This is a genomic window from Jeongeupia sp. HS-3, assembly GCF_015140455.1.
Taxonomy (GTDB): Bacteria; Pseudomonadota; Gammaproteobacteria; order Burkholderiales; family Chitinibacteraceae; genus Jeongeupia.
This window is the reverse complement of record NZ_AP024094.1, coordinates 2,789,198-2,803,133: the sequence shown is the minus strand read 5'-3', so window position 1 is coordinate 2,803,133 and position 13,936 is coordinate 2,789,198. Positions and strand designations below refer to the sequence as shown.

The following is a 13,936-nucleotide window of genomic DNA, read 5'->3' as shown; positions in this document are numbered from 1 at the left end:
CGGCGCAGCAAAGCGACGTTGCACCAGCCCGGCGCACCGTGGCGGTGCCGAGGAAAGCGGCAACTTCGCCGCCCCGGACGGGTCTACCTATCTGCTAGACTGCAAGCCTGAATCCACACGGGAGAACGCCATGCTGAAAGAAAAATTCTTTGACGATATCGCCAACAAGATTTCCGAAGCCATCGCCGCCAGCCCGGCCAAGGACGTAGAGAAAAACGTGCGCGCGATGATGTCGAGCGCCTTCACCCGCATGGACCTGGTGACCCGCGAGGAGTTCGAGATCCAGCAGGACGTGCTGGCACGCACGCGCGAGAAGCTGACCCAGCTTGAGGCGCGGGTGAATGCGCTGGAAGAAAAGCTGCTGGCCGGCAATCCCCAAGACGCCCTCTGAGGCACGGCCAGTAAAATCCTGCTGGCTGCGTTGTGCTCGCTTGCCGTACCTGTTTGTACTGTCTGCGCTTCGCACGCCTTGCCAGCACCGCTGCGCTGGAATTTCCCGGCCGTGCTGTGCCGACTTAGTGAATTGGATGGTTCGGACCCGGTTTGCCCGACGCACCCCGTCCGTTCAGGACGAAAAAAAGCCGAGGTTTTCACCTCGGCTTTTTTATTGCGATCAGTGCGAAGCCGGCCTGTAAGCCGGGTTCTGTTCGCACGGCGAACCGTGCGTGACCGCCATTCCTCTAGGCGCAGCGTTACCACTACGCTCAAGCAACCTACCCGCAGACTCGACGGGCCGTCTCAACGCCTGCTGCTTGGTCTTGCTCCGGATGGGGTTTACCCTGCCGGCGACTGTTACCAGCGCCGCGGTGCGCTCTTACCGACCCCTTGCGGGGCTTCCCTGACGGGAACACCTTTTCACCCTTACCTGTGCCCGGTCCGGCACGCTTCAATCGCACCCTTAACCCGGCCCATTCCACTTGCAAGCAAGCGAAACGGGGTGGACATCGCTTGCGCTCGGTCCACGCCATCGGCGGTTCAGCTCTCTGTTGCACTTTCCGTCGCCTCACGGCGCCCGGCCGTTAGCCGGCATCCTGCCCTGCGGAGCCCGGACTTTCCTCCCCCCCGATGACTCGGAGCGGCGGCGATCCGGCCGGCTTCGCGGGGCCATTATCCCGCGTCCAGTACCTCGCCGGCAAATGGCAATCCACTGGCTTCGGACAAAGCCCGTGCCAACGCCAGTTGCCGAACCCGTCCGGCGCGGGTTGCACGGCGGTGTGCGAAGGCGAAACGTTGGTCGCCATCGCCCTCGATCAGCACCCACAAGGTATCCGGGCCGGCGAGATTGGGATCGGTTTCGAGCACGATCTGCCGGAAAGCCGACACCGGCTGGCGACGGGTATACACCGGGAGCACGCCAAGCAGCATGGTTCGGCGCACGAACTCGCTACCGGTAAAACGGCGTTCGCTCGGCAGCGCCCAGAATCCCACCGCCAACGCCAGCATGCTGTACCAGAACAGACCGAAGAAGGCGCGCTCGAAATGCTCGGGCGCGATCAGCGGCTGGCCCCACCAGCCGGCAAAGGCCAGTACCGCGCCCGCTACCCACCAGCCCGGGCGGGCAATGTCGCGCGCAACGAAGACCATCAACCGGCCTGCCCGTCGCGCAGACGCCAAGACAGCGTTTCACCGGCGCGCAACGGCACCACGTCGTGTTCGCCAAATGGATAGCTCGCCGGCACGGTCCAGTCTTCCTTGACCAAGGTTACGGTGCCGGTATTGCGTGGCAGCTTGTAGAAATCCGGGCCGTTGAAGCTGGCGAAGGCTTCGAGCGCATCGAGGCGACCAACCGACTCGAACGCTTCGGCGTAAAACGCCAGCGCCGCGTGCGCCGAGTAAATGCCGGCGCAACCGCAGGCCGCTTCCTTGGTGTGCAAGGCATGCGGCGCGCTGTCGGTGCCGAGGAAGAATTTGCTACCGCCCGAGGTCACCGCCTCAAGCAGCGCCCGGCGATGTTCTTCGCGCTTCAGCACCGGCAGGCAGTAGTGGTGCGGGCGGATGCCGCCCTGGAACAGCGCATTGCGGTTCATCAGCAGATGCTGCGGCGTCACCGTCGCGCCGACGTTGGCGCCGGTATGCTGGACGAACTGCGCGGCCTGCTTGGTGGTGATGTGTTCGAACACCACGCGCAGTTCGGGCAGCCGCTGCAACAGCGGTGCCATCACCCGGTCGATAAACGCCGCTTCGCGGTCGAACACGTCGACCGCCGGGTCGGTCACTTCGCCGTGCACCAGGAAAGGCAGGCCGATTTCGGCCATTTTCTCCAGCGTCGGCATCACGCCGTCGAGCGCCGACACGCCGGCTTCCGAATTGGTCGTCGCGCCGGCCGGGTAGAACTTCACCGCATGGACAAAACCGCTGTCCCTGGCCTTGACGACTTCGGCGGGCGTCAAGCCGCCGGTCAAATACAAGGTCATCAAGGGGGTGAAGTCGCTGCCGGCCGGCAGTGCCGCGACGATGCGGTCGCGGTAGGCGGCGGCGAGCTCGACGCTGGTGACCGGTGGCTTCAGGTTCGGCATGACGATGGCGCGGGCGAATTCGCGCGCCGTGTGCGCCAACACCGAGGCCATCAGATCACCGTCGCGCAGGTGCAAATGCCAGTCGTCGGGGCGGGTAAGAGTGAGTTGGGTGGTCATGATTTAGCGCTTGCGGATCAGGAAGTGGAAACGGCCATCGGCCACGGTCGATTCGACCAGCGCGTGGCCGGTCTGGCGGCAGAAGGCGGCGAAATCGGTCGGCGTCGCCGGGTCGGTGCAGCTCACGAACAGCAGCTGGCCCGATTCAAGCGTCGCCAGCGCCTTTTTGGTGCGCAGAATCGGCAAGGGGCAGTTGAGGCCGGAAAGGTCGATCGTCTGGTCGGCGTGCATGGGGCGCGGGGACATAAATGAGGAGACAGAAGGATATTGTAGCGCCGATCCCGCTGCCGCTGACCCATGCGGCGTCAGCGGTGAAATAATGATGGCTGCCGTTTCAAGGCATTCAAGGACGAAAGCGATGCGAATCTTGCTGGTGGAGGACGATCCGCTGCTCGGCGACGGCGTGCAGGAAGGGCTGCGCGACGCCGGCTGGACGGTCGACTGGCTCAGCGACGGCGAAGCGGCCCGGACCACCTTGCAGGCCGACGCCGCCTTCGACGCGCTGGTGCTCGATCTGGGGCTGCCGCGCCTGCCCGGGCTGGATGTGCTGCGCTGGTTGCGCAGTGCCCGTATCAATATCCCGGTGCTGATCCTGACCGCGCGCGACGGCGTAGCCGACCGCATCGCCGGGCTCAATGCCGGCGCCGACGATTATCTGGTCAAGCCGTTCGCGCTCGGCGAGCTCGATGCGCGACTGCATGCGCTCGTACGCCGCGCCAATGGCCGCGCCGGCACCGATATCGTCTGGCGCGACATCCACTTCGATAGCAGCAGCCTGACCGCCAGACGCAACGGCGAGGTCGTCAACCTGACGTCGATGGAAGCGCGGCTGCTGCAACTGTTGCTGTCGCACCGGCCGCGCTATCTGTCGCGCGAGCAGATCGAGGTGCGGCTGTACGGCTGGCTCGAATCGGGCGAGAGCAACAGCCTCGACGTGCATCTGTCGCACCTGCGCAAAAAGCTCGGCGCCGGCAGCATCGAAAACACCCGCGGCCTTGGCTGGCGGCTGGCATGAAGGGCCGCCCGCGTTCGCTGCTGTGGCGCCTTGGCGCATCGCTCGCCGCCGCGGTCTTGCTGCTGTGGGTGGGGATGATCGTCGGCGTCGGTTATCAGGTGCGGCACGAGATCGGCAAGGCGCTCGATCACCAGCTCGAATGGAACGCCAAGCTCTCCTTGGCCGCGTTCACCGACGACCCGGTCGCGCTGCCGACGGTCGACCCGCACCGGACCGCGTTCGCGCTGTACGACGACCAGGGCCGGCTGCAGGAGGCCAGCACTTCGCCGCCGTTGCCGCTGCTGACCAGCGACCGGCACGAATTCGAGTTCGGCGGCCAACTTTGGGTGATCCGCGTCGCGACCTCGGCGCATCACACCATGGTGCTCGGTGAACCGCTGGCGGTGCGCGATTACACCGCGCTCGATACCGCCGGCGATCTGGCCTTGCCGATGCTGCTGGCGCTGGCGCTGCTGCTGCCGCTGGTGCTGTGGCTGGTGTGGCGCGGCTTGCAGCCGGTGCGCGATTTCGCCGACGCCGTCGCCGCGCGTACGCCCGAGCGACTGGAACCGCTGACCCTGCCGGCGCCGCCGGAGCTGGCGCCGCTGCAGGGCACGCTGAACCGGCTGTTCGACGAACTGGGTGCCGCCTTCGAGCGCGAACGACGCTTCACCGCCGACGCCGCCCACGAGCTGCGCACGCCGCTGGCGGCGGTACAGATCCAGCTCGAAGTGGCCGAGCGCGCGCGCGATCCGGCACGGCGCGCGCGCGCGATGGCGCAGGCGCTGGCCGCCTGCGGTCGTGCCAATCGCCTGCTGGGCCAGTTGCTGGCGCTGGCCAGGCTGGAGCAGCACGGCGCGGCGCAAACGCTGGCGCGCGAACGCATCGACTGGCCGCAACTGTGCGAGCGGCTGTTCGCCGAACTCGACGCCGCCGGCATCGTACCGCCGGCGCTGCAGATCCACGCCGCATCACCGCTGCTCGGCGATAGCGCCCTGCTCACGGTGCTGCTGCGCAACCTGGTCGACAACGCCCGCCGCTACGCCGGCAACGACGCCAGCGTGACCGTGCGGATTACCGCGCACACGCTGATCGTCGAGGACGACGGCCCCGGCGTCGATGCCGATGTCCAGCAGCGACTCGGCGAGCGCTTCTTCCGCCCGATCGGGCAGGCCTTGCCCGGTGCGGGACTGGGGCTGTCGATCGTCGCCCGCATCGCCGCGCTGCACCGGGCCGAATTCCGCGTTGGCAACCGCGACGGCGGCGGTTTCATTGCTCACGTTACTTTCCCGCTGCCGGCCTGAGCCGACCCCATTCGCTGGCTGCGTTTCGGGCGGGGACAAACTGCTTTGGCTCGCTCACCTGCCTGGATCGTCTCCTAGACTGGCTGCAAACGGAGGCAATATGGCCCACTCACATCACGACCACGATCATGGCCAGCAGGGGCATGACGACGGTCATCATCACGGCGTCGGCGCATCGCAAAAACGGCTGCTGTTCGCGCTGGTCATCACCGCCGGCTTTGCACTGGTCGAACTCGGCGGCGGGCTCTGGGCCGGCTCGCTGGCGCTGATTTCCGACGCCGGCCATATGTTCACCGACAGCGCCGCGCTCTTGCTGGCGGTGATCGCCAACGTGATCGGCCGCCGCCCGGCCGATGCGCAGCAATCGTACGGCTACGCCCGTGCCGAGCTGATCGGCGCGCTGGTCAACAGCCTGGCGATGCTGGCGCTGATCGCCTGGATCGCCGTCGAAGCGGTCAGCCGGCTGCTCGCGCCGCAGCCGGTCAACGGTGGCGGGGTGATGCTGATCGCGGTGATCGGCCTTCTGGTGAATCTGGTTTCGGCCTGGCTGCTCTCGGGCGATAGCCACAACCTCAACAGCCGCGCCGCGCTGATTCACGTGCTTGGCGATCTGCTCGGCTCGGTCGCCGCCATCGTCGCCGGCGCGGTGATTTATTTCACCGGCTGGCTGCCGATCGATCCGATTTTGTCGATCGCCGTCTCGCTCTTGATCCTGCGCTCGACCTGGCGGCTGCTGCGGCAATCAACGCACGAACTGATGGATGGCGTACCCAGCCATCTGAATCTGGCCGAGATCGGCCAGGCCATCGCCGCCGAGCCCGACGTGATCGAAGTCCACGACCTGCACGTCTGGCCGCTGGGTGGCGGTCGGGTGGCGATGTCGGCACATCTGGTGATCGACCACAGCGAACACTGGCCCGTCCTGCTGCTGCGCCTGAGCAATCTGCTGAATGCGCGCTTCGGCATCGCCCATTCCACCCTGCAGCCAAGCTGGTTCATCCATCCGCAAGGCCGAGTAATTCCGATCCGCCCGGCCCTGCCTCCGCACTAGGCTGTGCTAGCATCGCGGGCAATATCCGGAGTCTGTTTGATGAAACGTCTTGCCCTGATCGCCGCCTTCCTTGGCCTGTCCGTTAGCGTCCACGCCGACGAGTACAACAACCCGCAAACCTCAGGCGACAATACCGGCCTGAACATCATGGACATGCTCAAGGACAAGGAGCTGCCCGCGCCGGAAGAGAAACCTTTCGATCGCCCCGAGCTGTCGTCGCTGAAGCAGTGGGCACCATTCACGGTCAATTACGAATCGCGCGCCAATAAATTCTATATCGCCGTCGACTCGATCACCGTCAGCCCGGACGACAATCTGGTGCGCTACGCCGTCGCCGTCGTCCCCAAGGGCGGCGTATGGAATGTCACCTACGAAGCGATGGACTGCAGCACCGCGCAGTACCGCGTCTATGCCTACGGCAATTCGGAAGGGCAGTGGCAGGATCTGAGCCGCAAGTGGAAAAAAATCGTCAAGGCCAGCTACAACGCCTACGCCGGCGAGCTGATCGACAGCTTCTGCCGCTTTGACGACACGCTGAAGCAAAACGACATCCGCAGCGGCTTCGGCAAGGAGCGCGTCGCACCGGGGCAAAAGGCCGGTGCCAATCCGGGCGGCGGCATGGGCAGCTGAGTTCCGGCATGAGCCGACTTGACCCGGCGCTGGCGCAGGAGATCGTTGCGCGCACGATGCGCATCATCGATTGCAACGTCAACGTCATGGACGAACGCGGCACCATCGTCGCCAGCGGCCATCCCGAGCGGATCGGCCAGCTGCACGAAGGCGCACTGCTGGCGCTGGCACAGGCGCGCACCGTCGAAATCGATACCGCCACCGCCGATCGCCTCAAGGGCGTTCGCCCCGGCGTGAACCTGCCGCTTTCGAGCGAAGGCCGCGTGGTCGGCGTGGTCGGGCTGACCGGCGAGCCGGCGTCGGTGCGCCAGTTCGGCGAGCTGGTGCGGGTGACCGCCGAAATGACGCTCGAACAGGCGCGGCTGACCCGGCTGCTGGCGCGCGACACCCGGCTGCGCGAGGAGCTGGTGCTCGAGCTGGTCCGCACCGATGCGCCCGATGCCAACCTGACCGACTGGGCGCGCCAGCTCGGCGTCGATCTGGCCGCGCCGCGCGTCGCCGCGGTGATCGAAATCGACAGCGGCGAGCTTGGCGTCGATGCCGCGTTCAACGAACTGCAGCGGCTGCAGACCCTGCTGACCAGCCCTGAGCGCGACAACCTGATCGCCACGGTGTCGCTGTCCGAAGTCGTCGTGCTGAAACCGGTGGTCGAGCGCGCCGGTCGCTGGGACTTCGAATCGCACCGCGACCGCGTCTGGCAACTGCTGGCGCGGATGCGCGCCGAGAGCCCGCTCGGCGTGCGCATCGCCCTCGGCAACTACTTCGCCGGCGCCGGCGGCATCGCCCGCTCCTACCGCACCGCGGTCACGACCTTGCGGCTCGGCCGCCAGCGCGATCCGGACGAACACGCCTGGTTCTATCAGGATCTGGCGCTGCCGGTGCTGCTCGAAGGCCTGCACCAGAGCTGGCAGGCCGACGAACTGGCGAGGCCGCTGACCCGGCTGGCGCAGGCGGACCAGCGCGGCCAGCTGCGCGACACGCTGCTGGCGTGGTTCGGCAACGATATGCATCCGGGGCGCACCGCGCAGGCGCTCGACATCCACCGCAACACACTCGATTACCGGCTGGCGCGCATCGCCGACGCCAGCGGTCTGGTGCTCGAACGTACCGATGACCGCTTGCTGCTGTATATCGCGCTGCAACTGGATCTGACCCGCCCCGCTTAGCGCAGCAGGCAAAACCCTGCGGGCGGTGCGCGCTGGCCGCAGCGCTCATGCTGCACACGCTTGACCTTCATCAATCCGCCATAGACTCCCCCAAATATTCCAGATGATTTAGTGCATCTGCACGAAGACGTAGTCGATTCGGCGGCACTACCATCGGCGCCATAACAAAGATGGGAGTCGAATCATGGTGGAAGTCTCTACCCTCGGTGCCTTGGCGGCTTTGGTCGTCGCCATCGGCCTGATCCTCAAGAAAGTCCCGCCCGCCTACGGCATGATCGTCGGCGCGCTCGCCGGCGGCCTGATCGGCGGCGTCGATATCTCGGCCACGGTCGAGCTGATGATGGGCGGCGCCAAGGGCATCATCCCGGCGGTGCTGCGCATCCTCGCCGCCGGTGTACTCGCAGGCGTGCTGATCGAATCCGGCGCTGCGGCGTCGATCGCCGAAACCATCGTCAAGAAGCTCGGCGAAACCCGCGCGCTGCTGGCGCTGGCCGTGGCGACGATGATCCTGACCGCCGTCGGCGTGTTCATCGATGTCGCGGTGATCACCGTCGCACCGATCGCGCTGGCGATCGCCCGCCGGGCCGATCTGTCGAAAATGGCGATTCTGCTGGCGATGATCGGCGGCGGCAAGGCCGGCAACGTGATGAGCCCGAACCCGAACGCGATCGCCGCGGCCGATGCCTTCCACCTGCCGCTGACCAGCGTGATGGGTGCCGGCGTGATTCCGGGCCTGTGCGGCCTGGTGGCCGCGTACTTCATCGCCAAGCGGCTGATCCACCGCGGCAGCAAGGTGCAGGAAGCCGAGGTGATCCAGCACGACCACGGCAGCCTGCCGTCGTTCGGCGCCGCGATTGTCGCGCCGGTCGTCGCCATCGTGCTGCTGGCGCTGCGCCCGCTGGCCGGCCTCAATATCGATCCGATGATCGCACTGCCGCTCGGCGGCCTGCTCGGCGCGCTGGCGATGGGCAAGTTCAGGAACAGCAACAGCTACGCCGTCGCCGGCCTGGGCCGGATGGCGCCGGTGGCGATCATGCTGCTCGGTACCGGTACGCTCGCCGGCATCATCGGCGCGTCTCACCTCAAGGTCGTGCTGATCGACGTGCTGCAGGCGTCCGGCCTGCCGGCCTATGTGCTGGCGCCGGTCTCGGGCGCGCTGATGTCGCTGGCGACCGCATCGACCACCGCCGGCACCGTCGTCGCCTCGCAGGTGTTCAGCAGCACGCTGCTCGAACTCGGCGTGCCGGCACTGGCTGCCGCGGCGATGATCCACAGCGGCGCGACGGTATTCGACCACATGCCGCACGGCAGCTTCTTCCACGCCACCGGTGGCGCGGTGAACATGAGCATCACCGAACGCCTCAAGGTCATTCCGTACGAAACCGCCGTCGGTCTCGTCATCACCATCGTGTCGACGCTGATCTTCGGCGTGTTCAAGATCTTCTGAGGAGCAGACCATGAAAATCGTCATCGCCCCCGATTCGTACAAGGAAAGCCTGTCGGCGCTCGACGTCGCGATCAATATCGAAGCCGGCATGCGTGAAATCTGGCCCGACGCCGACTACGTCAAGCTGCCGGTGGCCGACGGCGGCGAAGGCACCGTCGCCGCGATGGTCGACGCGACCGGCGGCAAGATTGTCAACGTCGGCGTCACCGGCCCGCTGGGCGAATGCGTCAACGCCTTCTACGGCCTGTCCGGCGACGGCCAGACCGCGATCATCGAAATGGCCGCCGCCAGCGGCCTGGCGCTGGTGCCGCCCAGCCTGCGCAATCCGCTGCAAACCACCAGCTACGGCACCGGCGAGCTGATCCGCGCGGCGCTCGACGCCGGCGCCCGCCGCTTCATCATCGGCATCGGCGGCAGCGCGACCAACGACGGCGGCGCCGGCATGGTGCAGGCGCTCGGCGCCCGGCTGCTCGACCAAACGGGGCGCGAACTCGGCTTCGGCGGCGGCCCGCTGGCACGGCTGGCGCTGATCGACGTGGCCGGACTCGACGCGCGGCTCAAGGACTGCCAGATCGAGGTCGCCTGCGACGTCGACAATCCGCTCACCGGGCCCAAGGGTGCCTCGCACGTATTCGGCCCGCAGAAGGGCGCGACACCGGAAATCGTCGCCCAGCTCGACGCCAATCTGAAGCACTACGCCAGCGTGATCGGCCACGATCTCGGCATCCACGTCGACACGGTGCCCGGCGCCGGGGCCGCCGGCGGCATGGGCGCGGCGATGTTCGCCTTTCTGGGCGGCACGCTACGGCCGGGGATCGAGATCGTCATGGAAGCGGTCGGCCTCGACGCCATCGTCGCTAGCGCCGATCTGGTGATCACCGGCGAGGGCCGGATCGACAGCCAGACGATCCACGGCAAGACGCCGATCGGCGTCGCCCGCGTCGCCAAGCGCCACGGCAAGCCGGTGATCGGCATCGCCGGCTGCCTGACACCCGACGTCGGCGTCGTCCATGAGCACGGCATCGACGCGGTGTTCAGCGTGCTCTACCACGCGTGCTCGGTCGACGAAGCGCTGGCGAAAGCGGCCGGCAATGTCCGCATGGCCGCGCGCAATGTCGCGGCGACGCTGCAGATCGGCCGCCAGCTGGCGTAATCGCATCAACGCAGGACATCAACGGCGCCCGATGGCGCCGTTTTTTTGGCTCGCCGCTAAGGCAGCGGGCCATGGCAATGCGGTGCTTCAGCCCCAGCGCCCGCCCGGTGCAAACGCGCTCAGGCGTCGCCTTCCTGCTTGATGCCCTTGAGCAGCGCATAGATGGCCATCGCGTGGCCATGGCCGAGTTCGTAATCCGCCTTCAGCCACGCGACGATGTCTCCGGCCTTGACCGCCGGCGCCAGCGCGCCGTTGACCAGCAGACCGCGTTCGGTCGCGAGCCGGCGGAAATCATCGGGGGACTGGCCGGTCTTGGCCCGGATATTGTCGAGGTAAGTCTGGAACGACATGCACGCCTCCCGCGCCACCATGGCGCGCCGCCTTCATTGGAGACCATTACCGCCACCCCGGCAAGGTCGTCACGTCGCGGAGCGCGTGCTGCCTGTAAGCCTTTCATTCTTTAAGACCACAAAGCCATAACAAGCAAAAAACTAAGTATTAATTGATATATTAACCACATCCTTACCATGACCCCCTCCTAACAACACAACAGGGTGGGGCTATGCCAATACAGGGCATTCTTCCAAAGAAATTCGGCTTAGGGGTGCTTTGCGCCGCCGTGCTCGGCAGTCTGGCGCTCGGCGGCTGCGGCGGTTCGGACAGCAACGATGCAACGACCAGCACGCAGCAGGCCACGCCGGTACCGACACCGGTCCCGACGCCAACGCCGGTCCAGGCCGATGGCCGGCCGAACATCCTCTACATCATGGCCGACGACCTCGGCTATTCGGACATCGGCGCCTTCGGCGGCGAAATCGAGACGCCGAACCTCGACGCGCTGGTCGCCAACGGCCGCATCCTCACCAACCACCACACCGGCACCGTCAGCGCGATCACCCGCTCGATGCTGATCTCGGGCACCGACCATCATCTGGTCGGCGAAGGCACGATGGGCGCGCCGAATGACGAGCGCAAGGGGCTGCCGGGTTACGAGGGCTATCTGAACGAAAGCTCGCTGTCGGTCGCGCAGCTGCTCAAGGACGGCGGCTATCACACCTATATCACCGGCAAGTGGCACCTCGGTTCGAACATCGCCGGCGGCGCCGCCGGTGGCAAGACGCCGGATCAATGGGGCTTCGAGCGCAGCTACTCGCTGCTGCCGGGCGCCGCGGCCAACCACTTCGGCCATGAAGCGGCCGGCTCGAAGAACTACACCGAAGACGGGCGTTACGTGCAGCCGGGCCAGCCCGGTCAGCCGGGCGGCGTCGGCGGCACGCCGGCGGTGTTCTATTCGACCGACTTCTTCACCGACAAGCTGATTTCCTACATCGACGCCAACCGCAAGGACGGCAAGCCCTTCTTCGCCTATGCCGCCTACACCTCGCCGCACTGGCCGCTGCAGGTGCCGGAACCATGGCTGAGCCAGTACAAGGGCAAGTACGACCAGGGCTACGAAGCCGTCGCCGCCGTGCGTTATGCGCGCCTGCAGGCGAAGGGGCTGATTCCGGCCGGCCAGGCCAAATCGGTCGACGCGGTGGAAACGCTGACGCGCTCGGCCGCCACCGCCGGCAACGGCACCGTCGGCGCCAAGTACATCAACGCCGTCAATCCGGCCTCGGCCGGTTACACCGAGTACGGCCAGGGCCGCGTCAACAAGAAGTGGGCCAGCCTCTCGGCGGACGAGAAGAAGGCGCAGGCGCGCTACATGGAAATCTACGCCGGCATGGTCTCCAACCTCGACCACAACATCGGCCGGCTGGTGCAGTACCTGAAGGATACCGGCCAGTACGACAACACCTTCATCCTGTTCCAGTCGGACAACGGTGCCGAAGGTTGGCCGATTTCGTCGGCCGATCCGACCGCGGCCGATACCGCCAACGCGCAGCCGGGCCGCTACGAGAAACTCGGCACCGACACGCTGTTCGGCGGCCAGCCGGGGCTGTCGTACGGGCTGCGCTGGGCCGAAGTCAGCGCCACGCCGTTCTCGCAGCTGAAGGGCATGATGGGCGAGGGCAGCATCTCGACCCCGGCGATCGCCAAGCTGCCGGGCCAGAAGACGTCGCTGCCGCCGCTACGCGGTTTCACCCACGTGACCGACAACACCGCGACCTTCCTCGCGCTGGCCAAGGTGACGCTGCCGTCGCAGGCGGCGCCGCCGCAGATCGACCCGAAAACCGGCAAGAACCTGAACCGGGGCAAGCTGATCTACAAGGATCGCTACGTCTACCCGGTCACCGGCAAGTCGCTGCTCGATGTATTGCAGCAAAGCACGCCGGCGCCGTTGCGTGACACGCCGTTCGGCGAGGAAACCTACGGCCGCACGGCGATCTACAGCGCCGACGGCCGCTGGAAGGCGCGCTTCACCGAGCCGCCGTTCGGCCCGCTTGACGGCCACTGGGAGCTGTTCGACCTGAACAGTGATCGCGGCGAAACCACCGACCTGTCCGCGCTGTATCCGGCGCTGACCAGCAGCCTGATCGGCCACTGGCAGGGCTATATGAGCGACGTCGGCGGCGTGAGCCCGCTGCGCCCGAGAGGCTTCTACTAAGCCCCGCCGCCCCGTCTGCCGGTATCGGTACACGGGGCGGCATCACACCCGCCGGCCATGCCGGCGGCGCCCGGAACCGCAATGAACGTCATCCCCATCACCGCCGCACCACCCCGCGATTTCGCCTTCCATTGCTCGGCCTGCGGCCAGTGCTGCAACACCCCGCCGCTGCTGACGCTGGACGAGCTGTTGCGCTTTGAATCGCGCTTCATCGGCGCGCTGGCGCTGCGCCGGGTGCGCCGGCTTGCGCCCGGCGATGTCGTTGCCGGCACCACGCTCGACGCCGACGATCTGGCCGCGCAACACAGCCTGTTCGATGCGCTGCTGTACCCGGCGCCCGCCGGCAGCGGCGAAGTCCTGCAGATCAGCCTGCAGGCGATCGATTACCCTAGCCTGAACGCCTGCCCGGCGCTGGACGACACCCGCCTGTGCAGCCTGCATGCCGGCGGCAAACCCGGTGCCTGCGAGGTCGTGCCGCTCGATGCACTGCAAGCCGACCGGCTGCAGCACGCGGTACTCGCCAGCCGCCAGCGCGATTACCTCGACGCCGACTGCATCATCGCCGGCAGCCGCGAGGGCTTTGCCGCGTTGACTACCGGTGGTGCCGTCGTCGATCCGGCTTATCACGTCGCCCTGCAGCAACAGCGCGCGGCCATCGCCGCCGACAAGGCCCGCTGGGGCCAGCCCTTGCACGCCGCGCTGACGGCCGAGCTGCACGCGCCGGCGATGTGGCAGCGCATTCCGTACGACGGCTTTTTCAATCTGTCGCCGGTGCCGCTGCTCGCGCTGCTGGCGGCCTCCGCGCCGCACATGCCGGCGCGCTGCCTGCAATTCATCGACGCCCAGCTGCGGCTGATCGACACCACGCTCGCCGCCGCGCTGGCGCGCAAGCGCCCCACCGACCGGCCGATGACACAGCAGCTGCGCGGCTACGCCGATGCCTACCGCAAGCTGCGGCCGTCGCTCGTCCGCGCGGCCCGCATACCGAATTACGCCTGAACACCGGAAAC

14 protein-coding genes and 1 other RNA gene are annotated in these 13,936 nt (G+C 66.8%); 10 read left to right on the top strand and 5 right to left on the bottom strand.

The window, feature by feature from the left end; all coding sequences use genetic code 11:
* Window positions 1–130: 130 nt before the first annotated feature.
* Entirely contained in the window at window positions 131–391 is a 261-nt protein-coding gene (locus tag JLC71_RS13430; protein WP_200915957.1) for an accessory factor UbiK family protein, read from the top strand.
* Window positions 392–616: 225 nt separating this feature from the next.
* Here the strand turns inward: JLC71_RS13430 and rnpB are convergent.
* From rnpB to JLC71_RS13410, 4 genes are all read right to left on the bottom strand, one after another.
* An RNA gene (gene rnpB, locus JLC71_RS13425) (RNase P RNA component class A) lies at window positions 617–1,098 on the bottom strand.
* A 9-nt stretch (window positions 1,099–1,107) separates the two neighbouring features.
* Window positions 1,108–1,584: a hypothetical protein gene (locus JLC71_RS13420; RefSeq protein WP_200915956.1), complete on the bottom strand. Its 477-nt coding sequence runs from the start codon at window positions 1,582–1,584 to the stop codon at window positions 1,108–1,110.
* The gene (pyrC, locus tag JLC71_RS13415; protein ID WP_200915955.1) at window positions 1,584–2,633 is read right to left on the bottom strand and encodes a dihydroorotase; all 1,050 of its coding nucleotides are present in this window, start codon (window positions 2,631–2,633) and stop codon (window positions 1,584–1,586) included. The genes JLC71_RS13420 and pyrC overlap by 1 nt, the downstream gene beginning before the upstream one ends.
* A 3-nt stretch (window positions 2,634–2,636) precedes the next feature.
* Window positions 2,637–2,864 (bottom strand): sulfurtransferase TusA family protein, encoded by a 228-nt coding sequence (locus JLC71_RS13410; protein WP_200918368.1) that lies wholly within the window; start codon window positions 2,862–2,864, stop codon window positions 2,637–2,639.
* 127 nt (window positions 2,865–2,991) lie between these two features.
* Between JLC71_RS13410 and JLC71_RS13405 the strand changes: the two genes are divergently transcribed.
* The 7 genes from JLC71_RS13405 (at window position 2,992) to JLC71_RS13375 (ending at window position 10,378) form a co-directional block, all read left to right on the top strand.
* Entirely contained in the window at window positions 2,992–3,648 is a 657-nt protein-coding gene (locus tag JLC71_RS13405; protein WP_200915954.1) for a response regulator transcription factor, read from the top strand.
* Window positions 3,645–4,931 (top strand): ATP-binding protein, encoded by a 1,287-nt coding sequence (locus tag JLC71_RS13400; RefSeq protein WP_200915953.1) that lies wholly within the window; start codon window positions 3,645–3,647, stop codon window positions 4,929–4,931. The genes JLC71_RS13405 and JLC71_RS13400 overlap by 4 nt, the downstream gene beginning before the upstream one ends.
* A gap of 100 nt (window positions 4,932–5,031) precedes the next feature.
* Entirely contained in the window at window positions 5,032–5,982 is a 951-nt protein-coding gene (locus JLC71_RS13395; RefSeq protein ID WP_200915952.1) for a cation diffusion facilitator family transporter, read from the top strand.
* A 39-nt stretch (window positions 5,983–6,021) separates the two neighbouring features.
* A complete protein-coding gene (locus tag JLC71_RS13390; protein ID WP_200915951.1) occupies window positions 6,022–6,612 on the top strand; it encodes a CNP1-like family protein in 591 nt (196 codons plus the stop codon).
* Between the two features lie 8 nt (window positions 6,613–6,620).
* Window positions 6,621–7,778 (top strand): sugar diacid recognition domain-containing protein, encoded by a 1,158-nt coding sequence (locus tag JLC71_RS13385; protein WP_200915950.1) that lies wholly within the window; start codon window positions 6,621–6,623, stop codon window positions 7,776–7,778.
* Window positions 7,779–7,962: 184 nt separating this feature from the next.
* Complete coding sequence (locus tag JLC71_RS13380; RefSeq protein ID WP_200915949.1) at window positions 7,963–9,225, top strand: GntP family permease; 1,263 nt, start codon at window positions 7,963–7,965, stop codon at window positions 9,223–9,225.
* Window positions 9,226–9,235: 10 nt separating this feature from the next.
* On the top strand, window positions 9,236–10,378 hold the full coding sequence (locus JLC71_RS13375; RefSeq protein WP_200915948.1) for a glycerate kinase: 1,143 nt from the start codon (window positions 9,236–9,238) through the stop codon (window positions 10,376–10,378).
* Between the two features lie 119 nt (window positions 10,379–10,497).
* Here JLC71_RS13375 and JLC71_RS13370 read toward each other — a convergent pair whose 3' ends face one another.
* On the bottom strand, window positions 10,498–10,728 hold the full coding sequence (locus JLC71_RS13370) for a DUF4287 domain-containing protein (protein WP_200915947.1): 231 nt from the start codon (window positions 10,726–10,728) through the stop codon (window positions 10,498–10,500).
* Window positions 10,729–10,982: 254 nt separating this feature from the next.
* On the opposite strand from JLC71_RS13370, the gene JLC71_RS13365 reads away from it, so the two are divergent.
* Complete coding sequence (locus tag JLC71_RS13365; RefSeq protein ID WP_236250895.1) at window positions 10,983–12,926, top strand: arylsulfatase; 1,944 nt, start codon at window positions 10,983–10,985, stop codon at window positions 12,924–12,926.
* An 81-nt stretch (window positions 12,927–13,007) separates the two neighbouring features.
* The gene (locus JLC71_RS13360) at window positions 13,008–13,925 is read left to right on the top strand and encodes a hypothetical protein (RefSeq protein WP_200915945.1); all 918 of its coding nucleotides are present in this window, start codon (window positions 13,008–13,010) and stop codon (window positions 13,923–13,925) included.
* Window positions 13,926–13,936 lie beyond the last annotated feature (11 nt).